The sequence below is a fragment of the Pararhizobium sp. DWP3-4 genome, from assembly GCF_049898205.1.
Taxonomy (GTDB): Bacteria; Pseudomonadota; Alphaproteobacteria; order Rhizobiales; family Rhizobiaceae; genus Pararhizobium.
Genome location: NZ_JAFCXF010000002.1, coordinates 37,152 through 62,995, shown reverse-complemented (window position 1 = coordinate 62,995; position 25,844 = coordinate 37,152). Strand labels below are relative to the sequence as shown.

Sequence of the window (25,844 nt, the reverse complement as noted above, 5' to 3'; positions counted from 1 at the left end):
TCTCAGGGAATTAATGCGAGTGGCGGACCGGATTGTGGACCGGTTCGCCATCCTTTGATCCACAAATCCCGCAAGCCATCACCTTCACCGCGAAAATACCCGTCCGTTTCCTCGCAATTTTCCACCCGGTCGGCGCGGAAATTGCGGATGGCCTGGCGCAGTTCGCACCAGGCGACGACGACGGCGGTGGCGGAGTAATAGATCAGCGCCAGCGGCTGGACCGTGCGTTGGCTGGCACGGCCGGATTCGTCGCGGTAATCGAGTGCGAGTTTCCGTTCGTCGCGGATCGCCCGGCGCACCAGCGCCAGATCGAGCCCGGACGGTGCGGGAGCGATGGTGCCCCAGGCATGCAGCGCCCTTGCGTGCAATGTCTGGCGCAGTGGCACCGGTATCGCGCCGGCGATCTTCTGGTTGACCCGCCTTGCCGCCTCCTTCAATTCATCGTCGCCGGTGCGCTCGAGCAGCGCCAGGGCCAGCACGATCGCCTCGGTTTCCTCGATCGAAAACATCAGCGGCGGCAGGTCGAAGCCGGGGCGCATGATATAGCCGATGCCGCGCCCGCCCTCGATCGGCACCCGCATTGCCTGAAGCGCTGCGATATCCCGGTAGATCGAGCGCACCGTGACTTCGAGCGTTTCGGCGATCTGCGCTGCCGTCACCGGACGGGTGGCCAGCCGCAGGATCTGGATGATCTCGAACAGTCGCGATGCCTTGCGCATGGGCCAATTTTCCTCGTCAGGCAAAACGCTCCTGACAGAACCCTGTCAGTTGGGTGAGGCTATAGCATGTTGGCAAGCGCTTGAAAAACCAGCGCTGTGCCCAACGCACCTTTCTCTTGAGCAACGGACAACTGACATGACCTACGCGGAAAACCTCTGGCTCTTCTTCACGCTTCTGTTCGGCATCATCATCGTGCCCGGCATGGATATGGTCTTCGTCATGGCCAATGCGCTGACCGGCGGCCGGGCGTCCGGGCTGATGGCGACCGCCGGCATCATGGCGGGCGGCGTGTTCCACACGCTCTATGCCGCACTCGGCGTCGGCTTCCTGCTGCACCTGGTGCCGGCGCTTTTCAATGTGCTGCTGCTCGCCGGCGCCGCCTATATCGCCTGGATCGGCTTGTCGCTTGCCCGCAGCAGCATAGCGATCGCCTCGGTCGAGCCCGGCGCCCGGCTGTCGCGCTGGACGAGTTTTCGCCGCGGCGCCTTGACCAGCATCCTCAATCCAAAAGCCTATCTGTTCATGCTCGCCGTTTACCCGCAGTTCCTGAAGCCTGAATTCGGCCCTCTGTGGTCTCAGGCCTTGATAATGGCGATCATGATCTCGCTGACACAGCTTGCCGTCTATGGCAGCCTGGCGCTCGCCGCCGGCCGCAGCCGCGATGTCATCGTCTCCAGCCCCCGCGCCACTGCAATCATCGGCAAGACGGTCGGCGTGGTGCTGATCGCGGTGGCAGCGCTGACGGCGTGGCATGGCTGGGTGTCGCAAGGGTAACATACTGATAATATGAGTATAATACTCCTGTTTATCAGGCAGTTACAGCGCTGAAAATAAATCCGTTTCAAGAAAATGTTACTTCCCTCAAGTCTCCAAAATGCAATCATGCCCGCGCATCGATAGAGAGAGCCCGCTTCGGCAGTCCGGGCGGCGTCTCGCCAGAGCTGGAGATTTGTATGAAGCTGAAAATGATACTGACGGCATGTGTGATTGCAGGCTGTGGCGTAAGCGCCGTCATCGCTGCGGATGATCCGGTCAAGGTCCGCGAAGGACTGATGAAGCAGATCGGCGGATCGATGGGCGCGCTTGCCGGGATCGCCAAGGGCGAAAAACCCTATGACGCCGAGATCGTCAAGACGGCGCTGACGACGATCAGCACCAATATCAAGGCATTCCCGGATCAGTTTCCGGCAGGCTCAGAGGCAAATTCCGAAGCATCCCCGAAAATCTGGGACAATATGGACGACTTCAAGGCCAAGGCCGCCAAGCTCGGCGCCGACGCCGATGTTGCGCTTGCCCAGCTTCCCGCAGACCAGGCCGGCGTCGGTGCTGCGCTTGGCATTATCGGCAAAGGTTGTGGCGACTGTCATCAGGCCTACCGCATCAAGAAGTGATGCGGTAGGCCTCGTCCCCCTAAAACTGCGATATTTGGCGCGCCCGGTCCGGCGCGCCAAATGTGTTTTCCGGATGAGCAAGTGGAGCGGGTGATGGGTGTGCGGGTTCGAAAACTGGTCACGGCGGTTGTCGTGTTTGCATCCTTGGCCGGTGGTGCGGCCTGGTTCCTGACCAAACCCGAGCCTTGGCCGACCTCGCATTGGGAGAGGTTGGGCGAGCCGGATCTTGCCAATGGCGAACAGATATTCTGGGCGGGCGGCTGTACCAGCTGTCATGCGGCGGCGAAATCGGAAGGCGATGCCAAGTTGGTTTTGGCGGGTGGATTGCCGCTCAAAAGCCCGTTCGGCACGTTTCACGTCCCCAACATCTCCCCGGATGAAGCCGCCGGCATCGGCAGCTGGACGCTGGCCGAATTCGGCAATGCGATGACGCGTGGCGTCGGTAAACAGGGCGAACATCTCTATCCGTCGTTTCCCTATGGCTCCTACGCCCGGCTGACGCCGAAGGATATCAACGACCTCTGGGGTTTTCTAAAAACCCTGCCGAAGAGCGCCAATGTCGCGCCGCCGCACGACCTGCCATTCCCCTACAACATCCGCCTGGCCCTCGGCGGCTGGAAACTTTTGTTCTTCACCGACAAACCGCGTGTCACGGTCGATACGGCCAATCCGAAAATCGCCCGCGGCCAGTACCTCGTCGAAGGCCCCGGTCATTGCGGCGAATGCCACACGCCACGCAATGCGCTCGGCGGTTTCGAGACAACAGAGTGGCTGGCCGGCGCGCCCAATCCGGAAGGCGAGGGCCGCATCCCCAACATCACGCCAGGCTCGAAAAGCATGGGTTCATGGAGCGAAGGCGATATCGTCAACTACCTCCAAACCGGCTTCACGCCCGAATTCGATTCCGCCGGCGGTTCGATGGTCGAGGTCCAGAAAAACATGGCCAAACTGCCTGCATCCGATCGCGAAGCGATCGCGGCCTATCTGAAGGCGGTGCCGGCGGTTGAGTAGAGTGGTTGGGTCGGCCCGCAGTGCCCCACCTCGCTGTTCTTAAAGACAAGGCAGGCGCTTGCCTACGTTTCGGGCATCCGTAAATCAGCTCAAGGACTTGAGCTGGCTGGACCCCCGTGAGGAGCACAGTGATGACGGAGGGTTGGCAATCGCATAATTTCCCAAATGACCTGCAAAATGCCGAGAGAATGACTTTATCAGCAGTCTGAATATGGCCTCAACAGTGTTGACTTTGATCACGCCGCGTCGTCGCGGTCGATCTCGTGCAGGGCTGCGAGCGCGATGAACCCGGATCGTGTCAACCCTTTGGCTTCGGCGAAGCGGTCGATCTGGCGCAGAACATCTTCCGGCAGTGTCACGTTCACACGCACTGCTTTCTTCGTATCCATCTTGACGCCGACCAGAATGGCAACGCCCTTCCTGTTGTCCGGATCGGCCATGACCGTTTCGAGACTGGAGGGTTCGGCAATGGCAACGCCATCCTCGGCAAGACCTTCAAGGTGAAAGGCCAGTGCCTCTGCCCCCATCTGCCGGGCGTCGTCAAGATCGGTTCCCGCAGAAATCACGCCCGGAAAATCGGGGAAGGATACGCCGTAGTCGCTCTTGGCGTCCTTGTGGATCAGTCCGATATAGTTGCGCATGGGCTACCTCAGTTTCAAACCGGCCTGCTTTTCGATGCTTGTCAGATAACCATACACGCTGGGGACGGCCAAGGCGCGTTCCTTGGAACGCGCCCATCGCCATGATGCTGCTGCCTTGAAAACCGCCCGCCCTCAGGCGAGCGTCTGCAGATACCGCATGCCGGTGACCGGGCCGGGCGTGAAGTTTTCCGATTCGTAGAAGCGGTGGGCCTGGAAATTACCGGTGGCGGCGCTGACCGAGAGATAGGTGGCGCCCGCCATGCGGGCCTGTTCACGGGCTTTGGCGACCAGATGGCGGCCGATGCCGGTGCCGCGATGGGCGGGGCGGACATAGAGATGATGCAGTTCCATGCCGCGCGCACCCTGCTGGGCGCGGTAGAGCGGCACCAGGATGGCGTAACCGATCAGCTCGCCGGCGGCCTCGGCCACAAGGGCCGTGATCCAGGGCATACGGCCGAACAGGTCGCGCTCGAGATTTTCCGGGGTGACGGCTGCGGCATCGCCATGATGGGCGGCAAGCTCGCTGATCAGCGCGCGCAGTTCGGGCAAGTCGCGCTGCTTGGCCGCGCGGATGGTCACCATCGGCGCGCGGGTGGCGGGATGGAGAAGGGATGTTGGGGTCGTCGTCTGCAGCATTTCATGGCACCTTATGGCTCTTGCGCCATCAGGTGCTGTCCAAAACAAAAGCCGCCTGATGGCGGCTTGTTTGAACGAGATCAGACAGCCGCACCTATGGGAGCAGCGTAAAATACCAGCGGGCGATGTTTGCGGTTCTGATCATGGCGGGCAATGTCGCCTTTTCCGGAAAATTGTCAACGGGAAATCGTGTGCCCGTTCATTTTTGCGGCCGAAACAAGATTTTGGGATGCCGCTTTTCCGGCCAAGACCGGCCACAATCGCGCTCTACGGATCGTTACCATTGGTGCAACAGCCGGTTGAGAAATGGCTAATATTAGCCTTTGCGATCAAGACGTTGATGCCATCCGCAAAGTCATTCATGGAGAACCCATCACATGTCGTTCACGTTCAATCGCCGGTCGTTCATCATCGGCTCCGGCCTGTTGTTGCCCAGCATCGGCCTAGGCCCGAAAATGGCCTTTGCCGCCGGAAGGGGCATTGAAGAACAGCTGGCTGCGCTGGAAAAGCAAATTGGCGGACGGCTCGGCGTCTATGTCCTCGATACGAAAACCAAGCTGTCCTTCGAGCGCCGGCCTGACGAACGCTTTGCCATGTGCTCGACCTTCAAGGCACTGGCTGCCGCCTTCGTTCTGGCACGTGCCGACAAGGGCGAGGAAAAGCTCGACCGGCGAATTCCGATTTCGAAGAAACACCTTCTGTCCTATTCGCCGGTCGTCGAAAAACATGTCGGCGGCGGCATGACGGTGCGCGAACTGTGCGATGCAACGGTACGCTACAGCGACAATGCCGCCGGCAACCTGCTTTTGGCGAGTTTCGGCGGTCCGAAGGGCTTGACGGACTGGCTGCGCTCGATCGGCGACGCGACCACCCGCCTCGATCGCATCGAGCCGGAACTGAACGAAGCAAAGATCGGCGACCCGCGCGACACCACGACGCCGAAGGCGATGACGGAAACGCTCGGCAAGCTGCTGCTGGAAGATGTTCTGTCCCCGGCGTCGCGCGATCAGTTTTCAGCATGGCTCGTCGCCAACACCACCGGCGACCGGCGCCTGCGGGCAGGGCTTCCGACGAGCTGGACCATCGGTGAAAAAACCGGCACCAGCGGCCGGGGCGAGGCCGGCGATATCGGCTTCATGCGCCCGGCCGAAGGCCATACGATCCTGGCCTCGGTCTATATCGCCGAGGGCAAGAAACCGACCAAGGAGCTCGAGCCGGTATTTGCCGAGGTTGGCAAGCTGATCGCCGCGATGGTGGGGTGAGGCAGGCGGCGGCGGACTGACGGCAACGTCGCTGACAGATCGTGTTGGGAAACCGTGCATCATCTGAAACTCCGTCATCTCTATGCTCGTCACAGAGATCCAGCCGGCCCAAGTCTTTGGGTTGAAAGAGTTTTTCGACCCGACGGACGTCGGGTCACAGGATCCCCGCCACGAGCCTCGGGTTTAACCCGAGGGGAGGATGACGGAGGGGGGAGTGCCCGCTTTGTCAACCAGCCACCCTCCAAGGGTGGCATTGTGCGGCGGCTTTGTTCAGGCCGCCGCCTTTCCAGCCGCGCATCGCACCGTCCAAGGCCGTAAAAAACAATCGGCGTCGATCGCCGTCTCCACAGCTCAGATCATGATCAAGAGTCCCCGTGACGCCAGCATGGCGGATCGGCAACGCCTCGCTCCCGCATCCGGCGCCGCCCGCAGGGCCTTTCCAATCTCGCCAATATAGTATACCCCCCTATACTATATTGAGGTGCCGATGTCCCATACCGTTCGCGAAAAGACGAAACTGCTGGCGCGGGTGCGCCGCCTGAAAGGGCAGCTCGAGGCCGTCGAGCGGGCGCTTGAGGTGGAGACGCCCTGTGGCGATATTCTGCAGCTGCTCTCTTCCATTCGCGGTGCGCTGAACGGGCTGACCGGCGAGGTGATGGAAGATCACCTGCGCGAACATGTGCTGCTCGCCGAAAGCGACGCGGAACGTCTGCGGGCCGTCGATGAACTGTCCGCCGTGCTGCGGACGTACGTACGCTAAAACCCTGATGCGCCGATATCGAGAGGATGGCTCCATGCCGATAGAAAACCTGGTTCACGAACATGTCTTCCTCGGCGCCGGCCACCGGCGCAACGAGCGGCGTGTCTGGCTGGTCATCGCGCTGACCGCAACGATGATGGTCGGGGAGATTGTCGCCGGCAATATCTACGGCTCGATGGCGCTGGTGGCCGATGGCTGGCACATGTCCACCCATGCCGGTGCGATGCTGATCACGGCGCTCGCCTATCTCTACGCACGGCGCCAGGCGCGCAATCCGCGATTCACCTTCGGCACCGGTAAGCTCGGCGATCTCGCCGGTTTCGCCAGCGCCATCGTTCTTGCGATGATCGCGCTGCTGATTGGCTGGGAAAGCCTGTTGCGGTTCGCCAATCCTGTCCAGATCAGCTTTTCGCAGGCCATTGCCGTGGCGGTCGCCGGCCTTGCCGTCAATCTCATCTCCGCCTTCCTGCTCAAGGACGATCACCAGCATCTTGGCCATTCCCACACCGGCCATTCCCACACCGGCCATTCCCATGGCGGTCATTCGCATGCTGCTCATGCGCATGCTGGTCACTCTCATGCGTCTCACTCGCATAGTACCCATTCGCACGGTGCCGAGGCCCAGCCTGCGGGCGGCCACGATCACCACGATCATGCCGGCCACAGCCACGGGGATCACGGCCACGCAGCGGCAAAGCCCGGTGCCGACAACAATCTGCGGTCCGCCTATCTGCATGTGATGGCGGATGCGCTGACTTCGGTGCTGGCCATTCTGGCGCTTTTGGCAGGCAGCATCTACGGCTGGCTCTGGCTCGATCCGGCCATGGGTGTCGTCGGCGCGCTGATCATCGCCCATTGGTCCTACGGCCTGATCCGCCAGACCGGCCTGATCCTGATCGACGCGACCGACACAGTCAGCGACCTGCAGTCGGAAATCCGTGAGCGCATCGAAACGCCGCAGGAGACGATCACCGATCTGCATGTCTGGCAGGTCGGCCCGGGGCACAATGCCGCCATCGTCGCCATCGCCACGCAAAACCCGCACCCGCCGGCTTTCTACAAGGAAAAGCTCGCCAAGCTCACCGGGCTGTCGCATCTCACCGTCGAAGTCACGCCAGTCGCGGCGTGACGGAAACAGTTCGGCTTTTCAGAGTTGATCGGTTTGTCGCGAAATTTGAAGTTTTCGCGGCAAACCTTGCACTGAGCGGACAACGAAGGTGGTCATATATCTGCTCGGGCGTCAGCTTCCTTTCTCTGGCCCCGAAGTTCAGTCCAGCGAGTTTCGGCGCATGCGCAGCAGATATTCCATCATGTTGAACGGATCGGGGCCTGAGCGTTGGCGCAAACGCTGGGGACCGGCGATCGGGGCATAATGGTCAAAACTGGCGACCATCGTTCCCATACCGCTTGTCAGCCCCGGCAGCTGCTGTTGAAAGCTCTGGGTTTTGGCAGATGCGACCGTGCCTTCCAGGCGCACCACGCCGTTGGCGATCACGGTATCCGTCATCGATGCACCGGCCTTCGCAAGCAGGGTAAGCAGGCCGTTCAAGGCGCTGACGGGCGCTTCGATGTCGATGTGATCGACCGGTTCGCAGATGACGGTTTGAGCCGCCGATAGAGCCTCAGCCAGCACCAACGGCGTCAACTGGCGAAAGTCGGCGGCGGTGCTCGATGGCGAACTGTGCTTGGCCGCCGTCATCGCCACGTGGCAATCGATGACCTGCCAGCCAAAGACACCCTGTTTCAGCGTTTCCAGCACGGTGTCCTCGACCGCCCGGTAAAAACTTGCCGGCATCTGGCCGACGTCGACTTCCAGGGCAAAGCTGTGGCCGGCACCCTCCGGACGTGGTTCGACGCGCAGCCCGACGGTCGCGAGAAAAGGGTTGGGCTCCTTGAAGATGGTCTGAAGACCGGCGCCTTTCCCCAGCAGTCTCTCGACGCAGATGACCGTGCTTTCCTCGAACGTGGCCTCAAGATCGAAATCCGTCAGCAAGGTCGATTGAATGACCTGCTTTTGCACCTCGCCATAGAGAGAGACGTAAACGTCGTTCGCATCGTCGTTCCTGCGAAGATTGATCAGCGGGTCCTGTTCGGCCAGCTGGTTGAGGGCGAGCCAGAGTGCTGCATTGTCGGACGCACGCTGCGCCAGCACACGGGTTTCAAGGGTCGGCGGGGCAAAGTGAGCGCGGCTGGCCGAGGACGGATCCGTGCCGACGATATCGCCGATGCGGGCGCCGTTAAGGCCACTGACGCGGGCGATCTGTCCGGCCCGGAAGCTGGAAACATTGTGAACCCGCCCAGCCTCGAACAAATGAATTCCGGTTACCCGTGCCTGGCCCCTTGGCAAGTCCAGATAGTGCCGGGCTTTGACCGTGCCCGATGTCAGGGAGACGAAGCACTGCTTTTCGCCGCCCCATCCCCGCTCGATCTTGAAGATCGTGCCGATGACCGGGCCATCCGGGTCTGGACTGCGGGAAGGCAGCATCGTCGCGATCGCCGACATCAGTGCCGGCACGCCAACGCCGGTCGTTGCCGCTCCGCCAAAGACCGGATGCACCAGGCCTTTGGCGACCTGATCTGCCAGAGACCGGGCCAGCGTTTCACGGTTCAGGCAATCGGGCGCGACGACATAATCGCCCAGCAGCGCATCGTCGTTTTCCGCCAGCGTTTCACAGAGACCTGTGAACAGTGGTTCGCTCCGCAGATCATATGCTTCGACCCGGGCAAGCTTGCTGCCCGCATCCGAGATGCCCGACATGGCAATCGGCCGAACCGGCAGCTGGGTGCCAAGAACATCCAGCAGCTCCTCATATCGGGCGCCGGGGCGATCGACCTTGTTGACGAAGAAGACGAACGGGACGCCAAGGCGCTGCAACGCCCGCACCAGCACGCGCGTCTGCGCCTGCACGCCCTCGACTGCCGAAACGACGACCACCGCCGCGTCGAGCAATCCAAGCACCCGGTCGACTTCGGCGATGAAGTCGGGATGCCCGGGCGTATCGATGAGATTGACGGTCGTGTCGCCGATGGTGAACGACACCACGGCGGCCCTGATGGTGATGCCCCGTTGCCGTTCGAGTTCGAGACTGTCGGTCTGCGTATTGCCGGCGTCGACATTGCCGAGTTTGTCGATCACGCCGGCGTCGAAAAGCAGCCGCTCTGTAAGACTAGTCTTGCCTGCATCCACATGGGCCAGGATACCCAGATTCAAAATACGCATTGTTCCTCAATTTCTCAGAATTTCGAATGTGATTTTCTTGAGAAATGAGTCGGCGCATTGGGATTCTCTCCGGGCTGGCAATTCATGGTTCGATGCGTAACCGTCTGATTTTGCACCGATGAGAGCAAGCCTACAGGCGTTTTCGAAGGCATGTCAAGCGGGCGATGCCGCAGCCTTGGGGCAAGGTGGCACCCCGTTTCAATCGGCCACCAGCGTGCCTTCTGCAATGCGGACCACCTGATCGCCGGGGAGGATCATGGTGGTGCGGTGGGTGATGGCAATCACCGTGACCGTGTCGCAGACCGTGCGAATGTGGTCCATGATATCGCGTTCCGTTGACGCATCGAGGGCGGAGCTTGCTTCGTCGAGGAACAGGACTGCCGGATCGCTGTAAAGCGCCCGTGCGATGGCGATCCGCTGGCGTTCGCCGCCGGAGAGTTTTAGGCCACGTTCGCCGATGACCGTTTCGAAACCGTCCGGCAGCGCATCGATGAAATCAAGGATTGCAGCACGCCCTGCAGCCAGCCGCAGCCGTTCCTGGTCGAGCGGGCGGCCAAGCGTGATGTTGATTGCCAGCGTTTCGTTGAGCAGCATCAGGTCCTGCGGTACGATGCCGATATGCCGGTACCATTCGCGGCGATCGATTTCGTCAAGTGGCGTGCTATCGACGGTGATCCTGCCAACCTGCGGCTGCAGTGATTTCAGTGCCAAGCGGAACACCGTCGATTTGCCTGATCCCGTCTCCCCCGTCAGATAGGTGATCCGCCCTCGCTGGGCGGTAAAGTTGATATCAGCGACGCCGCGGCCGTTGGGATAGCGATAGCACACGCCTTTGAACTGAACCTTACCGGTATCGACGGCAAATGCACCGGCTGGTCCTGCCTCGGTTTCCTCGGGCAAGTTCCAAAGCTTGGCGAGCGGTTTCAGCGAGGCTTTTGAGCGCATGACGTCATCAAGCGCGTGGCCGATCATTTCGAAGGGCTGGTTGAGCTGAAGCAACAACGCGTTGAAAAGCACCACGTCGCCGACTGACAGCGTGCCTTCGCGCAGGCGTGGCATGAGCATGAGGAATGTGATGACAAACTGGACTGTGAGCGCCAGCCCCTGAATGACGCTGAAGCCGATCTTCTGCAGGCAGAAGGCGCGCCAGTTGTTGAAAATCTCCCGCGCCTTGGCGGAAAACCGCGAAAGCATCCACTGGTGCGCGCCAAAATACCGAAGCGTCTCCATGGCATTGATTGAATTGCCGACAAAGCGGGCATTTTCCTGACCGGCCTCGATAGCCCGATCGAGAAAGGGGCGGCTGCGCCGATTGGCAAAGCTCGTCAGCGCAATGAAGCAGATGCCGTAGACCAGAACGACGGCGACAAGCTCGAGATTGACTGTCGTGCCGAGCAGGATCAGCGTCAGGACAATCTGCGTCGTGCCGGGAATGAAGACGATCAGCGCCAGTTCCACCAATGTGGTCAGGGCCTGTTCGCCGCGCTTGCGCGCATTTTCTATTTCTGCGGGATTATGCTCGACGAAAAAGTCGGTTGTTTTTCTCAGCAGCCGCTCGAAAAAGCTGGTGCCTGCGATAAAGCCGAGGCTTTCGGCGCTCATGTAGGAAAGATATTGCAGCATGGTCTGCAGCGCGTTGGAGAGTCCGATGAGCAGCGCATAGACGAGAAAGCCCGTTACGAGCGTTTCGGCAAAGCGGTCATTGTTGAGCTGGTCGATGAGCCGCGAGAAGAGATAGGGGGCGGCGACAGCGGAAATGGATGACAGGAAGACGCAGGCTGCGACCGTCAGAAGCGTCAGCTGCGATGATCGCCAATAGTTCAGCAGGATGGTCGGGTCAGTGAGGGGAGTGCGGCGTTGTGCATGGAGCCTCCGATTCGCGTCGAGCGCTTATGTTCCCGATGATACCGGCGGATGCAACCTGCAGGCGGTAAGAACCCGTGACGCCGGTTGAGGGGGAAGGTCGGCCCCGCGCACGAAAAAAGCCCGGCACGATTGCTCGCGCCGGGCTTTTCCGTCGTTTGAAAGCAGGCCTACTTCGCCAGCTTGTAGGCGATCACATAGTCGCCCGGCTTGGTGCCGACCGAGCCGTGGCCGCCGGCGACGATCAGCACGAACTGGGTACCGTCGTCGGTGGCATAGCTCATCGGTGTCGACTGGCCACCGGCCGGAAGACGGCCTTCCCACAGCACCCTGCCGGTGGTGAGCTCATAGGCGCGGATGTAGTTATCGACCGCCGCGCCGAGGAAGGCGACGCCGCCCTTGGTGATCATCGGGCCGCCGATGCCGGGCACGCCGACCTTGAAGGGCAAAGGCAGCGGCGTCATGTCGCGCACGGTGCCGTTCCGGTGCTTGTAGGCGATCTTGCCGGTCTTCAAGTCCGCGCCGGCGACATAGCCCCATGGCGGCGCCTGGCAGGGAATGCCGAGCGGGCCGAGAAACGGCCCCATGAAGACGCCGTAGGGCGCGCCGTCATTGCGGTTGAGGCCCTGTTCGGAACCCTTCTCGTCCTGTCCCTTAGGCGGGATCTGCTCGCGCGGTACCAGTCTGGAGGTGAAGGCCAGATAGGTCGGCATGCCGAACATCACCTGCCGCTCCGGATCAACAGCGACCGAGCCCCAGTTGAACGTGCCGAAATTGCCGGGATAGATCAGGCTGCCTTCCAGCGATGGCGGTGTGTAGCGGCCTTCGTATTTCAGCCGCTTGAAGTCGATCCGGCAGGCGAGCTGGTCGAACATCGTCACGCCCCACATGTTCTTGTCCGTCAGCGGCGGCGGCGAGAAGGTGAGATCGGAGATCGGCTGGGTCGGGGCGGTGAAATCCTCGGCGATGGCGCCGGTCGGTGCCGGGATTTCCCTGACCGGGATGATCGGCTCGCCGGTGCGCCGGTCAAGCACATAGATATCGCCCTGCTTGGTCGGACCGACCAAGGCCGGAACCGGCTGACCGTCCTTGCCGGTAATGTCGAGCAGCACCGGCTGGGCTGGAACGTCCATGTCCCAGAGATCGTGATGCACGGTCTGGCGCACCCAGCGGACCGCGCCTGTGGTGATGTCGAGCGCCACGATCGACGAGGAGTATTTCTCGACATGCTCGCTTCTGTTCATGCCGAGCTGGTCGGGCACCTGGTTGCCGAGCGGGATATAGACAAGGTTGAGCTTGTCGTCATAGCTGAACACCGACCAGCTGTTGGGTGAGTTGGTCGTGTAGGTCTGGCCCTCCGGCAGCGGCGTCGTCACGTCCGGATTGCCACTGTCCCAGTTCCAGATCAGCGCCCCGGTGTTGACGTCGAAGGCGCGGATGACGCCGGACTGTTCCTGCGTCGAGTAATTGTCGTTGACGGCGCCGCCGACAATGATCTTGCCCGCGGTGATCACCGGCGGCGAGGTCGAGTAATAATAGCCGGCCGGATTGTATTTCATGCCGGTTTCAAGATGCAGCGTGCCCTTGTCGGCAAAGCTCTCGCAGACCTTGCCATTGGTGGCATCGAGCGCGATCAGCCGTGCATCGGCGGTCGGCAGATAAACCCGTTCGGCGCAGGCGCTGCCGGCAACGGCAGCCGGATCGGCATAATACGTCACGCCGCGGCAGGTCTGGTGCTGCCGGTCCGGGTTCATGCCGGAATTGGCGTCGAACTTCCATTTCTCCTTGCCGGTCGCCGCATCGAGCGCGATGGCGAGATTGTGCGGCGTGCACATGTAGAGCGTGTCGTGGATTTTCAGCGGCGTCACCTGATAGGTGGTTTCGCCGACATCGTCCGGCCGTTTCACGTCACCCGTCTGATATTGCCAGGCGACTTCCAGCCTGCCGGCATTTTCAGGCGTGATCTGCGACAGCGGCGAATAGCGTTGGCCGTATGGCGTGCGGCCATACTGGTGCCATTCGCCATCGGGCACATTGCCGCCAAGATCGACGGCCGCAGTCGCGGTCCCGACCGGCAGTTCGCCGGCCAGATCGAGCGGGTCCTGCGTCATCGAGTAGCCGGCAACCACGATCGAGGCGAGAACGGCCAGTCCCAGCGGCAGGGCGCTGGCCTTGTAGACCTGGCCGGTCGGGCTTGCAAAGCCAAGGCCGCGGCGGATGGCCGGCAAAAGCAGCCAGAGGCCGAGCAGGATGATGATGCCGCCACGCGGCCCGAGCTGCCACCAGTCGAAGCCGACTTCCCAGATCGCCCAGGCGAGCGTGCCGATGATCAGAAGTGCGTAGACGGTCAGCGCCGCGCCGCGCCGCGCAAACAACAGGAAGGCGGTGATGAGGAAGCCGAGGCCTGCAATGGCATAATACCAGCTGCCGCCGAGCACGATAAGCCAAAGTCCGCCGCCGCCGAGCCCCAGCCCGATCAGTGAAAAGACGATGGCCGTCAACAGAATCAACATGAAAATCTCCCGTTATGGAAAGCTGCGCCGCGCGACGAATGCCGGTTGCGGTGGGCATTTGGATCCAACGCCTCAGGGAAAGGCAGTCCGGTCTTGGGGCTGGCCATCGCGCGGGATGGGTCTGTGCGCGGTGAACCTTGGTATTTGACGCGCGCAGACGTTGAACCGCCGCGCAACATCACCGAACATACCGCAAGGCCGCCGCCTTTCAATGGCCACATTTCGGCCTAGCCATCAAAATTCAGCATGGCAGGCAGGCGTTTGACGCACAGCCGGGCAAAGCCGCGCGAAAGGATTTCGGTCGCGCTGAGAAATAGGATAGGTCAACGGCAACGTTCACCACAACGAGGTTCGAGATGAAGAAATTGCTGATGGTTCTGCTGGTTGCGGTCGTGGCTGTCGTTGGCGTGATCGGCGGGCGCTGGCTGCTCTATGTCACCAATACCAACGATCCGCTCGACGAGGTCGGCATCGAGCTCAACAGCCGGATGCCGGAACCCTTGCGCCAATGGGGTTGCGCCCAGCTCAAAACCAATTTCGAAAACCGCCTGCCGCCTTATGGATGCGCCGCCATCGGCGGAACCGGCTGGGAGTGACCGGAGGAGACTTAGTACGAGGCTTTCGGACGGGTGACGAACTCATTTTCTTACCATTCAGCAGGTCACTTGGGAAATTATGCGATTTCCAAATCCTCCGTCATCCCTGTGCTCGTCACAGAGATCCAGCCAGCCCAAGTCTTTGGGCTGAAAGGTTTTTTTGATCCGACAGACGTCGGGTCGCTGGATCCCCGCCACAAGGGCGAGGATGACGGAGAGTGGGGTGTCACTCTCGCCAGACAATCGATTTCAGTGTCTGTGAACAATCTGAGCGCCTCGCACAAGGCTCTTCCTCACGTTCCGCAGAAAGTCTTCAGCACTTCCTCCGAAGGGGCAGGCGGCGCGGAATAGGCTGCGAATTTCGGCTGGTCCTCATACGGCCTTGCCAGAACGTCGTTCAGCGCTTCGAACAACGACAGATCGCCGTTGTCTTCCGCCGCGCGGATCGCCTGCTCGATGCGGTGGTTGCGCGGGATGAAGGTGGGGTTGACGCCGCGCATTGCTGCCGCCGTCTGCGCATCCGAAAGGGGTTCGCGCCCCGTCCTCTCGCGCCAGGCGAGAAGCCAGGCGTCGATATCGGCGGTGTTGGCGAAGAGGTCGCGCAGTGGGCCGTCCCCGGCGTTGCTTTCAGCGGCATCGCAGAGCCTGCGGAATGTCAGCGTGAAATCGGCTTCGTTGCGGTGCATGGCGCCGAGCAGTCCCTGGACGAGGTCGAGATCGCCGTCTTCTCGCGCATGCAGACCGATCTTCGCCTTCATGCCCGCAAGCCAGTGGGTCTGGAACCGTGCTCCATAGCCGGCAACCGCATCATTGGCGAGATTGACGGCTTCCGAAGGTTCTGGGTCGAGTAACGGCAAAAGCGTTTCGGCCAGCCGCGCCATGTTCCACTGGCCGATCGCCGGCTGGCTGGAATAGGCATAGCGCCCACCCCGGTCGATCGAGGAAAACACTTTGGCCGGATCATAGGCATCGAGAAAGGCGCAAGGGCCGAAATCGATGGTTTCGCCGGAGACCGAACAATTGTCGGTGTTCATCACCCCATGGATGAAGCCGACGGAAAGCCAGCGGGCAATCAGGGATGCCTGCCGCTCGATCACGGCGTGAAGCAGCGCCAGATAGGGACGCTCGCTGCCCTTGATCTCGGGGTAATGCCGGTCGATGACATGATCGGCCAGAACCTTCACCCCCTCGGTATCGCCGCGCGCCGCCAGGAACTGGAAGGTGCCGACGCGAATATGGCTGGCTGCCACGCGGGTGATGACGCCGCCGGGAAGGACCCGTTCGCGGTAGACCGGCTCGCCGGTGACGACGGCAGCCAGCGCCCGTGTCGTCGGAATGCCAAGCGCAAACATCGCCTCGCTGACGATATATTCGCGCAGCACCGGGCCAAGGGCTGCCCGCCCGTCGCCACGCCGCGAATAGGGCGTCTTGCCGGCACCCTTCAGCTGGATATCGCGGCGCTTGCCATGGCCATCGATGACTTCCCCCAACAGGATCGCCCGGCCGTCACCCAGCAATGGCACGAATTGGCCGAACTGGTGCCCGGCATAGGCCATGCCGAGCGGCTCGGCACCGGCAGGAATGGTGTTGCCGGAAAAGATCGCCGCCCCGTCACGTTCCAGCGCATCGGCATCGAGGCCAAGCTCAAGCGCCAGCGGCCGGTTGAACTTGATCAGCCACGGCTCCGAAACCGCAGTCGGAACGGCCGCCGCATGAAAATGCGCCGGCAGCCGGGCATAGCTGTTGTCGAAGGGGATCGGGGCGGCGTCGGTCTGCGGTGCCGGTTTGGTGTGGTCCATGATATCCCGATCTCCAGCGAATGCCGCAGCTTGAGCGGCAGTGCATGATTGCCCGTTCGCGAGCCGCAGCTGATCCGGATATCGTGCCTGACATGCTCGATTGCAAGCCTTCGTTTGCCGCCGCTCCTGCGTGCCACCATCATTGTCCTGACGTGAACGATCGCGATCAGCCGCCTATGACGTCGATCGGCACGCAGGCTGCGCAGATGGCCGCGACATGGCGGTGATCGGTGCCGCAGCAGCCGCCCAGCACCTTCAGTTGCGGCATCCGGCGTGTCAGTTGCCGGTAGCGTTGGCCGAGATCGAAGGGATCGCCGTCATCCAGCGTTTCGCTCTCGTCGAGTTGCTGGTGGCTCATCGTCGAGGCGTTGGCGCGGATGCCGCCGATCCGTTTCAGCCATGCGCCGTCGCCCGCGACGACGGTGTCGAAATGGCTCGGATGGGCGCAGTTGATCATGTAGTAGTGCGGGTAGGCTGCGGTTGCAGCGTCCACCGCCTCGATCGCTTCCTGAAGCGTCCGGCCGGTGACGAGATTGCCGTCGGTCTCCACGGTGAAGGAAATCACACACGGCATGTTCATCCGTTTGGCCGCGCGGGCGACGCCGACGGCTTCGTCGATACTGGTCAGCGTCAAGGCGCTCACCATGTCGGCATCGGTGCCGGCAAAGGTTTCGATCTGTGCCGCGTGATAGGCTTCCGCTTCATCGGCGTCCATGTTGCCGGCCTTGTAGCCGTCGCCGCGCGGGCCGACCATGCCGCTGATGACGATCGGCGCGCCGGGACGCTCGAATTCAGCGCGAAGCTCGCTCAGCAGTTCGACCGCATCTTCGTTCGCCGCCTTCAGCGCCGCAGCGCTATAGCCGAGCTTGTCGCCCCAGTCGGGATTGGTGCGCCAGGTCGCGGTGTCCAGAACAAAGCCAGCGCCGGCTCTCGCGGCGATGTCGAGATAGCGGACATAATAGTCCTTCAATTGCTGCCGCCCGGCCGGATCCGCCAGAAGCACGAAGGAGGCGAAATGCGGCAGGTCTGCGCCCTCGTGGAAAATCAGTGTCGTTTCCATGCCGCCGTCCGTCAGGTAGGTGCCGCCCTTCAGCTGCGGCAGGTCGCGTCTGTACTTGCTCATGGTCTCCACCCTTTCTTGGTTTTCGGGCAGTGCCGGAAGGTGCTGCCGGATGAAGGAATTTGTGCCGTTTTATCTCCTGCTAAAATAGAGGTCTTGCGGTATACTGGCGGGTGATTTTGGAAATGCCAACAATATCAATGAGGTTGCAGGAAAACCGGTGGCTGGCCGGACGATTTTTCCCATCGCCACCGGCCAAAACCGTACCGGCGGTACAGGAGCGGGACATGCGCAAGGGCGAGGAGACGAGGACCCGCATTCTCGATGTGGCGGAGGCAGCCGTGCTGCAGAAGGGGTTTGGCGGCACATCGATCGAGGAACTGATCGCCGAGACCGGCATCACCAAGAGCGGTTTCTTCTACCATTTCCGCGACAAGAACGAACTCGCCAAAGCCCTGCTGACGCGTTACATCGAAAACGACGAGCGGATCTACGACGAGATTTTCAGCCGTGCGCGCGAGCTGATGGACGATCCGCTGCAATCCTTCCTGCTCGGCCTGAAGCTCTTGTCCGAACTTCTCTCCGACCTGCCGAACGGCCACCCCGGCTGTCTGGTGGCGACCATCTGCTACTACGAGCGGCTTTTCGATCGCGAGATCCAGGAAATCAACCGTCAGGCCGCATTGACGTGGCGGCGGCGGTTCCGCGGCATGTTCGAGCAGATCATGGCGGTGCATGCGCCGCGCGAACCATTCGATGTGGACCAGCTTGCCGACATGGTTTCGACGGTGATCGAAGGGGGCATCGTGCTGTCGAAGGCATTGAAGGAGCCGCAAAGCCTGCCAGAACAGATTCTCGTGTTCCGGAGTCTGGTGAAAATGCTTTTTCAGCCGGTGCAGCACGCCTGAGAGATGAGCCGCCGGCGTTTTCCATCTCCGCCGCAAGCCACCCCGTTTCAGCAGCGTTCGGATTGCGCGCTGTCGGCTGTTCCAGCGCCGGCAGCTTCGAGCGGCTGGAGCGGATGGGATAATGCGCGCCGATTTGGTGGCCTGCCGGTTACGGGCGAGAAGTGGCGTTGCCAAGCAAACGGGCCTTCAAACCGGGGTGCCGATGGTCGCGGATCAGATCGTGGCGTTCGAAGCCGCCTCCGCCTCAGCCGTGCCGCCATCCTGCGGGATGTCCAGCTGGCGCTTGATGTCCGCCTCGATGGCCGCGCGGGCATCGGCGTCCATGGCTGCGAGATCCGCCTCGGTCAGGTCCTTGTCGGCGAGGATCTGCGCCCGGATCTTTTCGGCAACCGACATCTTCGACCACGTCATGAGTTCGTCGGCCGGATTGTCCTTCGGCGCCTCGGTCAAAGCGCCGGTTTCGCCTTCCAGCTTGTCGGCCATCGATAGCCAGAGAGCCGAAGACAGCGAGGAGGAGGGGGTCGAGCCGCTGATCGAGACGGTCGGCGCCTGCGTGCGCTCGCTGCTGCCACCACCGTCGATATTGAGTGCGAGGCCGGAAGAGGCCGCACCCGCTGCCTGGTTGCCGTTTTGCGGGCGATAATAGTTGCTGATGCTGTCGCCGATCTTCATGCCGATTCTCCCTGCAAGGTTGCAGGGAGAATTAGCGTTCTAGGCATGTGCGGAGCTTGTAATTTTGCGCACCGGCTGCCGGAGTTGGCTCCGGAAATTGTTTCTGGCGAATTGCCAACATGCCCCGCTCGCTTTACTTTACCTGTCGAGGTTGGAGACCGGCCATGAACGAGATTTTGAAAATATCGCTGCCGTCCGAGATGGTGGACGCCATAGAAAACCGCGTGAAGGCTGGCGCTTATGCTTCCCCCAGTGATGTGCTGCAGGAGGCTGTGGAATTGTTGCTTCAACGTGAAAGCGACGATGAGCTCCAGCTGACAACAATCCGATCAAGGGTCGCCGGGTCGCTGGGCGATGGCTCTGCTGATGTCAGCATGGAGGAGATGGACGATTGGCTGGAGAGACTGGCTGAAGAAACCCGCCGTTGATGAAGCCGCACAAGGTGGTTTTCAGAAAGGCCGCCCAGGCGGATTTGCGCACGATCTTTTCCTATGTCTTGGAAAAAAGCGGAAGTAGCGGCACCGCGCTCAAATACGTGCGGCGCATCCAAAGAAAATGCGAAGAGATCGGTATCGCGCCCCTTGCCCATTTGGAGCGTCCCGACATCTGGCCGGGGCTGCGGATGGCTGTCTTCGAACGTCGCATCGTTTCTTTACGTCGTTCAAAACGAGACCATCCGCATCACGAATATTCTGTCGGGAAGCAGGAACTATCAGTCCTTGATGCGAATTAGGAGATCTTCCCCGCCACCTTGATCGCGAACGCATATTCGAAGGCGATTTCCTCCAGGCGCTGGAAGCGGCCAGAGGCGCCGCCGTGGCCGGCGTCCATGTTGGTCTTCATCAGGATCGGCTCCGAGCCGGTGGTCTTTTCGCGCAGCTTGGCGACCCATTTGGCCGGTTCCCAATAGGTGACGCGCGGGTCGGTCAAGCCGCCCAGCGCCAGGATCGCCGGATAGGGCTTTTCCGAGACGTTGTCGTACGGGGAGTAGGCTGCCATGCGCTCATAGGCTTCCTTGGAGTCGATCGGATTGCCCCATTCCGGCCATTCCGGCGGCGTCAGCGGCAGCGTGTCGTCGAGCATGGTGTTGAGCACGTCGACGAAGGGCACGGCGGCGATGACGCCCTTGAATTTTTCCGGCGCCATGTTGGCGATCGCCCCCATCAGCATGCCGCCGGCCGAACCGCCCTCGGCGACGATGTTGGCGTAGGAGGTGAACTTCTGTTGATTCAGATAGTCCGCCGCCGCGATGAAGTCCTTGAACGTGTTGGTCTTCTTCTCCATCTTGCCGTCTTCGTACCAGGCAAAACCCTTGTCCTTGCCGCCGCGGATATGGGCGATGGCATAGACGAAACCGCGGTCAACCAAGGACAGGCAATTGGTGTTGAACGAGGCCGGAATGGCGATGCCGTAGGCGCCGTAGCCATAGAGCAGGCAGGGAGCCGAGCCGTCGAGGGGCGTATCCTTGCGGTAGAGCAGGGTGACCGGCACCTCGGCGCCATCTGAGGCCGGGGCCATGACGCGGCGGGTGACGTAGTCATCGGGATTGTGGCCGGACGGCACTTCCTGCGTCTTCAACAGCGTGCGCTCGCGCGTCACCATATTGTAGTCGTAGAGCTGGCTCGGCGTCGTCATCGACGAATAGGAAAAGCGGATGACGTCGGTGTCGTATTCGGCAGCCCCCTGCAGGCCGAGCGAGAAGGCCTCTTCGGCAAAGGCGATGGAATGCTCCTCGCCGGTGCGGCGGTCGCGGATCTTGATCTGCGGCAGCCCGGCCTCACGCTCCAGCCAGACGAGATGGCGGGCATAGGCGCCATGCGAGATGATCAGCCGGCCGGCGGTGTGCGGCACGACGTCGGTCCAGTTTTCGCGTGACGGTTTGTCAACCGGCGCCTGCATGATCTTGAAATCCTTGGCGCCGTCGGCATTGGTCAGGATGTAGAACACGTCGCCGCCTTCCGACAGCGAATATTCCAGCCCGGTTTCGCGGGCAGCCACCAGCTGCGGTTTGCCGGTGAGATCGGAGGTCGGCAACAGCCAGTATTCGCTGGTCTCGTGGTCGTGGATGTCGATGTAGATGAAGTCGTCGAGCATCGAGCCGCCGACGCCCATGAAGAAGCCCGGATCCTCTTCCTCATACACTAGCCGGTCGTCTGCCTGCGGCGTACCGACGATGTGATGGAAGATTTTTGACGGACGATGGTTGTCGTCGAGCACGGTGTAGAAGAAGCTCTTGCCATCCGGCGCCCAGGCGCCGCCGCCGCCGGTGCTCTCGATGACATCGGCAAGGTCCTCGCCGGTCGCAAGATCGCGGACGCGCAGGGTGTAATATTCCGAGCCCTTGTCGTCATAGCTCCACAGACCCCTTCTGTGATCGGTCGAATGATCGACGCCGCCCAGCCGGAAATAGGCCTTGCCTTCAGCTTCCTTGTCGCCGTCGAGAAGCACGGAGCGTGTCCCCCCATCGCGCGGCGTGCGGAAGAACGAAGGCTGCTCGCCCCCCGTCACGTAGAAGGTGCCGTAGGCGAACGGGCCGTCCTTGACCGGAACGGATGAGTCGTCTTCCTTGATCCGGCCCTTCATTTCGGCAAACAGCGTCTTCTGCAGCGCCTCGGTATCGGCCATCGCCGCCTTCATATAGGCGTTCTCGGCATCCAGGTGCTTGCGGATGTCCGGATCGAGGATCGTCGGATCCTTGAACATCGCCTGCCAGTTGCCGGCGCGCAGCCAGGCATAGTCGTCGGTCCTCGTGATGCCGTGGCGGGTATCGGTGACTGGTTTTTTCGGGGCGGCGGGAGCGGGCGGCAGGTTCTTGAAGATGGACAAGGAAATCTCCGGGGAATGCGAGGGGTCTATGTCCGAGATAGAGACCGGGTGGGCAAGGTTCAAGCTGAAAGTCATCTGATCGCTGGCGCAGTCGGCAACTTTAAGTGGTGAAGAGTCAAAACGATACGTTTTTTTGTATTGGATCAGCCGCCTCGGCGTCTTGATTGCCAGCTTGACCTTTAGTGTTAGTGCAATCTTAACTTAGTGTTAGCGCAATTACCTCAGATTGCGCTTCGGCGTGATGTCATTGCGCCGTGGCGCGATGTCCCATCTCCTGCAGCGCTTTATCAGAGGCATCATGCCTCGCTTTCCCGTTTTTCGTTCAGCACGCGGTCAGTTGCCCAGCCGGAGTTCCGCCATGAATTTTCGCAATCTCTCCATTCTCCAGAAGATCAGCCTTGTCGTTTTCGTCATGGGGCTGTCATGCCTGGTCATTGCATCCGTAGGCGCGCGCGGCATTTTGGCCTTGGAAACGGCCATCGTCTCGGTCGGCGCCAGGGAAGAAGTCGCCCGCGAGGCCATGGACCTGCGCGTCGATATCATCGCCATCAGCCGCATGACCTACCAGCTGGCCGCGCAGCCGGAAAAGGCGGCCGATTTCCGCGCCGAGACCGAGAAGCGCTCCAAGGAAATGCTGGAACGCCTGCCGAAGATCGAGGCCGCCGCCGACGAAACCGAGCTGAAGCAGCTGCAGGCCATCCGGACGACGCTGGAAACCTATTTTGGTGAAATCCGCGCCATGGTCGCCATCGCCGAGGCCAGCCCGCAGGATGCGGCCGCCATCCAGGCCGGTCTCGACAGGGCGCTGGATGCGCAAAAGATCGTCACCAGCACCGTCAAGGTCTACAGCACCTATTCCGGCGAGGCGCTTGCGACAGCCCGCGCCGATGCCCTGCAGTCGTCCTCGGTCGCACTCGCCATTGCCGTCCTTGCCGCTGCCGGCTGTATCGTCATCGGCGCCGTCGTCAGCCTGCTGGTCGCGCGCCGCGGCATCTCCACGCCGGTCCGTGATCTGACCGCCGCGATGAGCCGTCTTGCCGAAGGCAATCTCGACAGCACCGGCACCGACGCCGCCCGCAAGGACGAGATCGGAGAAATGGCCCGCGCCGTCGAGGTCTTCCGCCGCAACGCACTGGCGATGCGCGACATGAAGGCGCAGGAAGCAGCCCTTCACGCGCTGAGCAGCGATTTGCAGTCGAGCATCAGCGCCGTCGTTGCCGCCGCCGTCGCCGGTGATTTCACCGGCCGGATCGGCAAGGACTACCAGAACGACGACCTCAACCGCTTTGCCGGCAGCGTCAACGAACTGGTCGGCAGCATCGATCTTGCCGTCACCGAAGTGCGCCGCGTCATCGCAGCGCTTGCCGATGCCGACCTTTCGGAAAGCATGGAAGGTCATTTCCAGGGCGCGTTCGCCGAATTGCAGCAGAACGTCAATGCGACGATGGTGACGCTGCGCTCGACCATGAACAATGTTCGCGGTGCCGCCGGCACCATCAAGGACAGCTCGGCCGAACTCAGCTCGGCTGCCAACGACCTGTCGAAGCGCACCGAACAGCAGGCGGCAGCGCTTGAGGAAACCGCCGCAGCCCTCGACGAGATCACGGCGACCGTGCGCACCTCGTCGTCCCGCGCCGTCGAGGCCCGCGACATGGTGCGCGAAACCAAGGAAAGTGCTGGAAAGTCCGGCGAGATCGTCCGCAATGCCGTCACCGCCATGAGCCGGATCGAGGGTTCGTCCAGCCGGATCAGCCAGATCATCGGCGTCATCGACGAGATCGCCTTCCAGACCAATCTGCTGGCGCTGAATGCCGGTGTCGAGGCAGCAAGGGCAGGCGATGCCGGACGTGGTTTCGCCGTCGTCGCCCAGGAAGTCCGCGAACTGGCGCAGCGCTCGGCCAATGCCGCCAAGGAGATCAAGACGCTGATCAGCGCCTCGGCCGCCGAGGTTGAAGGCGGTGTCTCGCTGGTGCGGGCAACCGGGGATGCGCTGGTGGAGATCGAGCGGCTGGTGTTGCGCGTCAACGATCATGTCGAGAGCATCGCCACGGCCGCCCGCGAACAGTCGATGGCGCTGGCCGAAATCAACACCTCGGTCAACCATATGGACCAGATGACCCAGAAGAACGCCGCCATGGTCGAGGAGACCACGGCTGCCAGCGAAACGCTGGCTGAGGAAAGCCGCCAGCTGCAGACCCTGCTTGCCCGCTTCAAGCTGGAAGAAACCAGCCGCGCGCAGCCGATGCAGCAGCGCACCCGTTACGCGGCCTGAGTTCGGGTATTACATAGGTATCGTAATGAAAGGGGAGGGCAGCGATGTCCTCCCTTTGTATTTTAGGAGGCACTAAAGGTGGACGGAGCTGCCTCCAGGACGTAGAATGAAGCCTTCCAGCAGGTGCAGGCCCCGGGGGAAGGAGCGTTCCGATGCCTATCTTCATCGACCGGCATGAGCTTACGGGAATCACGGCCGCAGACGCTGCCGAGGCACATCGCAAGGATATTGCGATTCAGGATCAGTACGGTGTCAAGTTCCTGACCTACTGGTTCGACCAGCGGCGCGGAACCGTATTTTGCCTCATGGACGCGCCTGACGCTGAAACAGCCCAATGCGTTCACCGCGAGGCGCACGGCTTCGTTTCCGGCGAGGTCGTCGAAGTTGCCCTGTCGGCGGTCGAGGCGTTTCTTGGCCGGATTTACGACCCCGAGCCGGCGCCGGGACAATCCTCGGCCGAAATGGATTCGGGCCACCGGGCCATCCTGTTCACCGATATTGTCGGCTCCACTGAGATGACGGCGCGCCTTGGCGATCGGATGGCGACCGGACTGGTCCGGGCGCACGACGCGGTGGTGCGCAGGTGTCTTGGACAGTTCTCCGGCCGCGAGGTGAAGCACACCGGCGACGGCGTCATGGCGACCTTCGCCTCGATAGCGTCGGCCGTCGATTGCGCCAGAGCGATCCAGCAGGGGTTTGAGCGCTACAATCGTGGCAATGCCGAGCCGCTTCATATCCGCATCGGGCTGGACTGCGGCGAACCTGTCGAGGACAGCAACGATCTGTTCGGTTCCACGGTGCAGCTGGCAGCCCGCCTGTGCGATGCCGCTTCCAGCGATCAGATCCTGGTGTCTGAGAACATTTTTCGGGAGTACGGCGCGGCCGACCTCTTCACCCAGGCCAAGCGGCGCCGGCTGAAAGGGTTTTCAAAGCCCATCCTGGCCTTCCGGTGCGAATGGACCGGCGCCGGCCCGTGATGCCGAAAGCGGACGGCGCGCCAGGCCGATGCGGGGCTGCTCGTTGTTGAGCCGCCGTCAATGCCGCGCCGCAGTCAGAAAGCGCCAGATTTCCCGGCAATCGGTCACCACCGTCCAGTTTTCGGAATAATCCTTGTCGAGTTGCAGACGCCGGAAGTAATGGCCGTCCACGCCGCTGCTCATCCGGTAACCGATCAGGCCCGGGCGCGACTTGATGTAATGCGAGGTATTGGAGCCGTATCGCTCGATATCCCTCATGCTCAGGGGGGAGGGGCCGACGATGCTCATATCGCCACGCAGCACGTTGAAGAGCTGCGGCAGCCCGTCCAGACCCAGATGTTGAAGGACGGCACCGAGCGGTGGAAGCGAGACGTCCGGCTGAGCTTTGCGCGTCCAGACCGCATCCGACGTCGTTGTCAGATATTGGGCGAAATCCTCTCCGCCCATGGGGGAGGATGTCCGAAATTTCAGGCGAACGAGGGAGACGCCGTCATATCCGATCTCGCCATGGCCGCAGATGATCGACCCGGTGGTTGATAGCTTCACCAGCGCTGCGATCATCAGAATGATTGGCAGGAATACCAGTATCATCGAAAGGGAAATAAACACGTCCAGGAAACGCTTGGTGAAACCTCCAGTCGGTCTGTACTGAAGATTGACGATATGCAGGAGGGAATATTTACCGTTTCTTGCTGCTGACGATATCATGTTGAGCTC

The 25,844-nt window shown here is 61.6% G+C and carries 23 protein-coding genes; 12 read left to right on the top strand and 11 right to left on the bottom strand.

Features of this window, described 5'->3' with window-relative positions; translation table 11 throughout:
• Positions 1 to 2 precede the first annotated feature (2 nt).
• Complete coding sequence (locus ACP7E6_RS05395; RefSeq protein WP_426228680.1) at positions 3 to 719, bottom strand: helix-turn-helix transcriptional regulator; 717 nt, start codon at positions 717 to 719, stop codon at positions 3 to 5.
• A 136-nt stretch (positions 720 to 855) separates the two neighbouring features.
• On the opposite strand from ACP7E6_RS05395, the gene ACP7E6_RS05390 reads away from it, so the two are divergent.
• The 3 genes from ACP7E6_RS05390 (at position 856) to ACP7E6_RS05380 (ending at position 3,122) form a co-directional block, all read left to right on the top strand.
• Complete coding sequence (locus ACP7E6_RS05390; protein WP_426228678.1) at positions 856 to 1,494, top strand: LysE family translocator; 639 nt, start codon at positions 856 to 858, stop codon at positions 1,492 to 1,494.
• 179 nt (positions 1,495 to 1,673) lie between these two features.
• Positions 1,674 to 2,111 (top strand): c-type cytochrome, encoded by a 438-nt coding sequence (locus ACP7E6_RS05385; RefSeq protein ID WP_426228676.1) that lies wholly within the window; start codon positions 1,674 to 1,676, stop codon positions 2,109 to 2,111.
• Positions 2,112 to 2,204: 93 nt separating this feature from the next.
• A complete protein-coding gene (locus ACP7E6_RS05380; protein ID WP_426228675.1) occupies positions 2,205 to 3,122 on the top strand; it encodes a c-type cytochrome in 918 nt (305 codons plus the stop codon).
• Positions 3,123 to 3,358: 236 nt separating this feature from the next.
• Here the strand turns inward: ACP7E6_RS05380 and ACP7E6_RS05375 are convergent, their stop codons facing one another.
• Together ACP7E6_RS05375 and ACP7E6_RS05370 are read right to left on the bottom strand one after the other, a co-directional pair.
• Complete coding sequence (locus ACP7E6_RS05375; RefSeq protein WP_426228673.1) at positions 3,359 to 3,763, bottom strand: type II toxin-antitoxin system HicB family antitoxin; 405 nt, start codon at positions 3,761 to 3,763, stop codon at positions 3,359 to 3,361.
• A 132-nt stretch (positions 3,764 to 3,895) separates the two neighbouring features.
• Positions 3,896 to 4,399, bottom strand: a complete 504-nt coding sequence (locus tag ACP7E6_RS05370) for a GNAT family N-acetyltransferase (protein WP_426228671.1) — start codon at positions 4,397 to 4,399, stop codon at positions 3,896 to 3,898.
• A 377-nt stretch (positions 4,400 to 4,776) separates the two neighbouring features.
• Here ACP7E6_RS05370 and bla point away from each other — a divergent pair, with 377 nt between their 5' ends.
• The 3 genes from bla to dmeF all read left to right on the top strand — a co-directional run bounded on the left by bla (position 4,777) and on the right by dmeF (position 7,550).
• Positions 4,777 to 5,661 (top strand): class A beta-lactamase, encoded by an 885-nt coding sequence (bla, locus tag ACP7E6_RS05365; protein WP_426228669.1) that lies wholly within the window; start codon positions 4,777 to 4,779, stop codon positions 5,659 to 5,661.
• 487 nt (positions 5,662 to 6,148) lie between these two features.
• Entirely contained in the window at positions 6,149 to 6,421 is a 273-nt protein-coding gene (gene dmeR / locus ACP7E6_RS05360; RefSeq protein WP_113242928.1) for a Ni(II)/Co(II)-sensing transcriptional repressor DmeR, read from the top strand.
• A gap of 34 nt (positions 6,422 to 6,455) precedes the next feature.
• Positions 6,456 to 7,550 (top strand): CDF family Co(II)/Ni(II) efflux transporter DmeF, encoded by a 1,095-nt coding sequence (gene dmeF / locus ACP7E6_RS05355; protein ID WP_426228667.1) that lies wholly within the window; start codon positions 6,456 to 6,458, stop codon positions 7,548 to 7,550.
• 138 nt (positions 7,551 to 7,688) lie between these two features.
• Here dmeF and ACP7E6_RS05350 read toward each other — a convergent pair whose 3' ends face one another.
• The 3 genes from ACP7E6_RS05350 to ACP7E6_RS05340 form a co-directional block, all read right to left on the bottom strand.
• The gene (locus tag ACP7E6_RS05350) at positions 7,689 to 9,641 is read right to left on the bottom strand and encodes a GTP-binding protein (RefSeq protein WP_426228665.1); all 1,953 of its coding nucleotides are present in this window, start codon (positions 9,639 to 9,641) and stop codon (positions 7,689 to 7,691) included.
• Positions 9,642 to 9,839: 198 nt separating this feature from the next.
• Positions 9,840 to 11,441 (bottom strand): ABC transporter ATP-binding protein, encoded by a 1,602-nt coding sequence (locus tag ACP7E6_RS05345; RefSeq protein WP_426229418.1) that lies wholly within the window; start codon positions 11,439 to 11,441, stop codon positions 9,840 to 9,842.
• Between the two features lie 233 nt (positions 11,442 to 11,674).
• Positions 11,675 to 14,017, bottom strand: a complete 2,343-nt coding sequence (locus tag ACP7E6_RS05340) for a glucose/quinate/shikimate family membrane-bound PQQ-dependent dehydrogenase (RefSeq protein WP_426228663.1) — start codon at positions 14,015 to 14,017, stop codon at positions 11,675 to 11,677.
• 356 nt (positions 14,018 to 14,373) lie between these two features.
• Between ACP7E6_RS05340 and ACP7E6_RS05335 the strand changes: the two genes are divergently transcribed.
• Positions 14,374 to 14,613, top strand: coding sequence for a hypothetical protein (locus ACP7E6_RS05335; RefSeq protein ID WP_426228661.1), 240 nt, complete (start codon positions 14,374 to 14,376; stop codon positions 14,611 to 14,613).
• Positions 14,614 to 14,906: 293 nt separating this feature from the next.
• Here ACP7E6_RS05335 and ACP7E6_RS05330 read toward each other — a convergent pair whose 3' ends face one another.
• On the bottom strand, positions 14,907 to 16,412 hold the full coding sequence (locus tag ACP7E6_RS05330; protein WP_426228659.1) for a protein adenylyltransferase SelO: 1,506 nt from the start codon (positions 16,410 to 16,412) through the stop codon (positions 14,907 to 14,909).
• 166 nt (positions 16,413 to 16,578) lie between these two features.
• Positions 16,579 to 17,535 carry a homocysteine S-methyltransferase family protein gene (locus ACP7E6_RS05325; RefSeq protein WP_426228657.1) on the bottom strand — a complete coding sequence of 319 codons (957 nt, stop codon included), beginning with the start codon at positions 17,533 to 17,535 and terminating at the stop codon, positions 16,579 to 16,581.
• A gap of 224 nt (positions 17,536 to 17,759) precedes the next feature.
• On the opposite strand from ACP7E6_RS05325, the gene ACP7E6_RS05320 reads away from it, so the two are divergent.
• Entirely contained in the window at positions 17,760 to 18,380 is a 621-nt protein-coding gene (locus ACP7E6_RS05320) for a TetR/AcrR family transcriptional regulator (protein WP_426228655.1), read from the top strand.
• 213 nt (positions 18,381 to 18,593) lie between these two features.
• On the opposite strand, the gene ACP7E6_RS05315 is transcribed toward ACP7E6_RS05320, so the two are convergent.
• Complete coding sequence (locus ACP7E6_RS05315; protein ID WP_426228653.1) at positions 18,594 to 19,052, bottom strand: hypothetical protein; 459 nt, start codon at positions 19,050 to 19,052, stop codon at positions 18,594 to 18,596.
• A 164-nt stretch (positions 19,053 to 19,216) separates the two neighbouring features.
• Between ACP7E6_RS05315 and ACP7E6_RS05310 the strand changes: the two genes are divergently transcribed.
• Positions 19,217 to 19,480: a ribbon-helix-helix domain-containing protein gene (locus ACP7E6_RS05310; RefSeq protein WP_426228651.1), complete on the top strand. Its 264-nt coding sequence runs from the start codon at positions 19,217 to 19,219 to the stop codon at positions 19,478 to 19,480.
• Positions 19,480 to 19,785: a type II toxin-antitoxin system RelE/ParE family toxin gene (locus ACP7E6_RS05305; protein WP_426228649.1), complete on the top strand. Its 306-nt coding sequence runs from the start codon at positions 19,480 to 19,482 to the stop codon at positions 19,783 to 19,785. The genes ACP7E6_RS05310 and ACP7E6_RS05305 overlap by 1 nt, the downstream gene beginning before the upstream one ends.
• On the opposite strand, the gene ACP7E6_RS05300 is transcribed toward ACP7E6_RS05305, so the two are convergent.
• A complete protein-coding gene (locus ACP7E6_RS05300) occupies positions 19,782 to 21,878 on the bottom strand; it encodes a S9 family peptidase (protein WP_426228647.1) in 2,097 nt (698 codons plus the stop codon). The genes ACP7E6_RS05305 and ACP7E6_RS05300 overlap by 4 nt on opposite strands.
• Before the next feature lie 358 nt (positions 21,879 to 22,236).
• On the opposite strand from ACP7E6_RS05300, the gene ACP7E6_RS05295 reads away from it, so the two are divergent.
• Both ACP7E6_RS05295 and ACP7E6_RS05290 read left to right on the top strand, forming a co-directional pair.
• Positions 22,237 to 24,150 carry a methyl-accepting chemotaxis protein gene (locus ACP7E6_RS05295; protein ID WP_426228645.1) on the top strand — a complete coding sequence of 638 codons (1,914 nt, stop codon included), beginning with the start codon at positions 22,237 to 22,239 and terminating at the stop codon, positions 24,148 to 24,150.
• Between the two features lie 152 nt (positions 24,151 to 24,302).
• A complete protein-coding gene (locus ACP7E6_RS05290) occupies positions 24,303 to 25,127 on the top strand; it encodes a nickel-binding protein (RefSeq protein WP_426228644.1) in 825 nt (274 codons plus the stop codon).
• Positions 25,128 to 25,184: 57 nt separating this feature from the next.
• Here ACP7E6_RS05290 and ACP7E6_RS05285 read toward each other — a convergent pair whose 3' ends face one another.
• Entirely contained in the window at positions 25,185 to 25,835 is a 651-nt protein-coding gene (locus ACP7E6_RS05285; RefSeq protein WP_426228642.1) for a sugar transferase, read from the bottom strand.
• Positions 25,836 to 25,844 lie beyond the last annotated feature (9 nt).

Coding starts and splice junctions, on each gene's coding strand:
- dmeR (WP_113242928.1), top strand. CDS start 6,149: ATGTCCCATACCGTTCGCGAAAAGACGAAACTGCTGGCGCGGGTGCGC.
- ACP7E6_RS05390 (WP_426228678.1), top strand. CDS start 856: ATGACCTACGCGGAAAACCTCTGGCTCTTCTTCACGCTTCTGTTCGGC.
- ACP7E6_RS05350 (WP_426228665.1), bottom strand. CDS start 9,641: ATGCGTATTTTGAATCTGGGTATCCTGGCCCATGTGGATGCAGGCAAG.
- ACP7E6_RS05370 (WP_426228671.1), bottom strand. CDS start 4,399: ATGCTGCAGACGACGACCCCAACATCCCTTCTCCATCCCGCCACCCGC.
- ACP7E6_RS05295 (WP_426228645.1), top strand. CDS start 22,237: ATGAATTTTCGCAATCTCTCCATTCTCCAGAAGATCAGCCTTGTCGTT.
- bla (WP_426228669.1), top strand. CDS start 4,777: ATGTCGTTCACGTTCAATCGCCGGTCGTTCATCATCGGCTCCGGCCTG.
- ACP7E6_RS05340 (WP_426228663.1), bottom strand. CDS start 14,017: ATGTTGATTCTGTTGACGGCCATCGTCTTTTCACTGATCGGGCTGGGG.
- ACP7E6_RS05375 (WP_426228673.1), bottom strand. CDS start 3,763: ATGCGCAACTATATCGGACTGATCCACAAGGACGCCAAGAGCGACTAC.
- dmeF (WP_426228667.1), top strand. CDS start 6,456: ATGCCGATAGAAAACCTGGTTCACGAACATGTCTTCCTCGGCGCCGGC.
- ACP7E6_RS05305 (WP_426228649.1), top strand. CDS start 19,480: ATGAAGCCGCACAAGGTGGTTTTCAGAAAGGCCGCCCAGGCGGATTTG.
- ACP7E6_RS05335 (WP_426228661.1), top strand. CDS start 14,374: ATGAAGAAATTGCTGATGGTTCTGCTGGTTGCGGTCGTGGCTGTCGTT.
- ACP7E6_RS05330 (WP_426228659.1), bottom strand. CDS start 16,412: ATGGACCACACCAAACCGGCACCGCAGACCGACGCCGCCCCGATCCCC.
- ACP7E6_RS05310 (WP_426228651.1), top strand. CDS start 19,217: ATGAACGAGATTTTGAAAATATCGCTGCCGTCCGAGATGGTGGACGCC.
- ACP7E6_RS05395 (WP_426228680.1), bottom strand. CDS start 719: ATGCGCAAGGCATCGCGACTGTTCGAGATCATCCAGATCCTGCGGCTG.
- ACP7E6_RS05325 (WP_426228657.1), bottom strand. CDS start 17,535: ATGAGCAAGTACAGACGCGACCTGCCGCAGCTGAAGGGCGGCACCTAC.
- ACP7E6_RS05290 (WP_426228644.1), top strand. CDS start 24,303: ATGCCTATCTTCATCGACCGGCATGAGCTTACGGGAATCACGGCCGCA.
- ACP7E6_RS05285 (WP_426228642.1), bottom strand. CDS start 25,835: ATGATATCGTCAGCAGCAAGAAACGGTAAATATTCCCTCCTGCATATC.
- ACP7E6_RS05380 (WP_426228675.1), top strand. CDS start 2,205: ATGGGTGTGCGGGTTCGAAAACTGGTCACGGCGGTTGTCGTGTTTGCA.
- ACP7E6_RS05320 (WP_426228655.1), top strand. CDS start 17,760: ATGCGCAAGGGCGAGGAGACGAGGACCCGCATTCTCGATGTGGCGGAG.
- ACP7E6_RS05385 (WP_426228676.1), top strand. CDS start 1,674: ATGAAGCTGAAAATGATACTGACGGCATGTGTGATTGCAGGCTGTGGC.
- ACP7E6_RS05315 (WP_426228653.1), bottom strand. CDS start 19,052: ATGAAGATCGGCGACAGCATCAGCAACTATTATCGCCCGCAAAACGGC.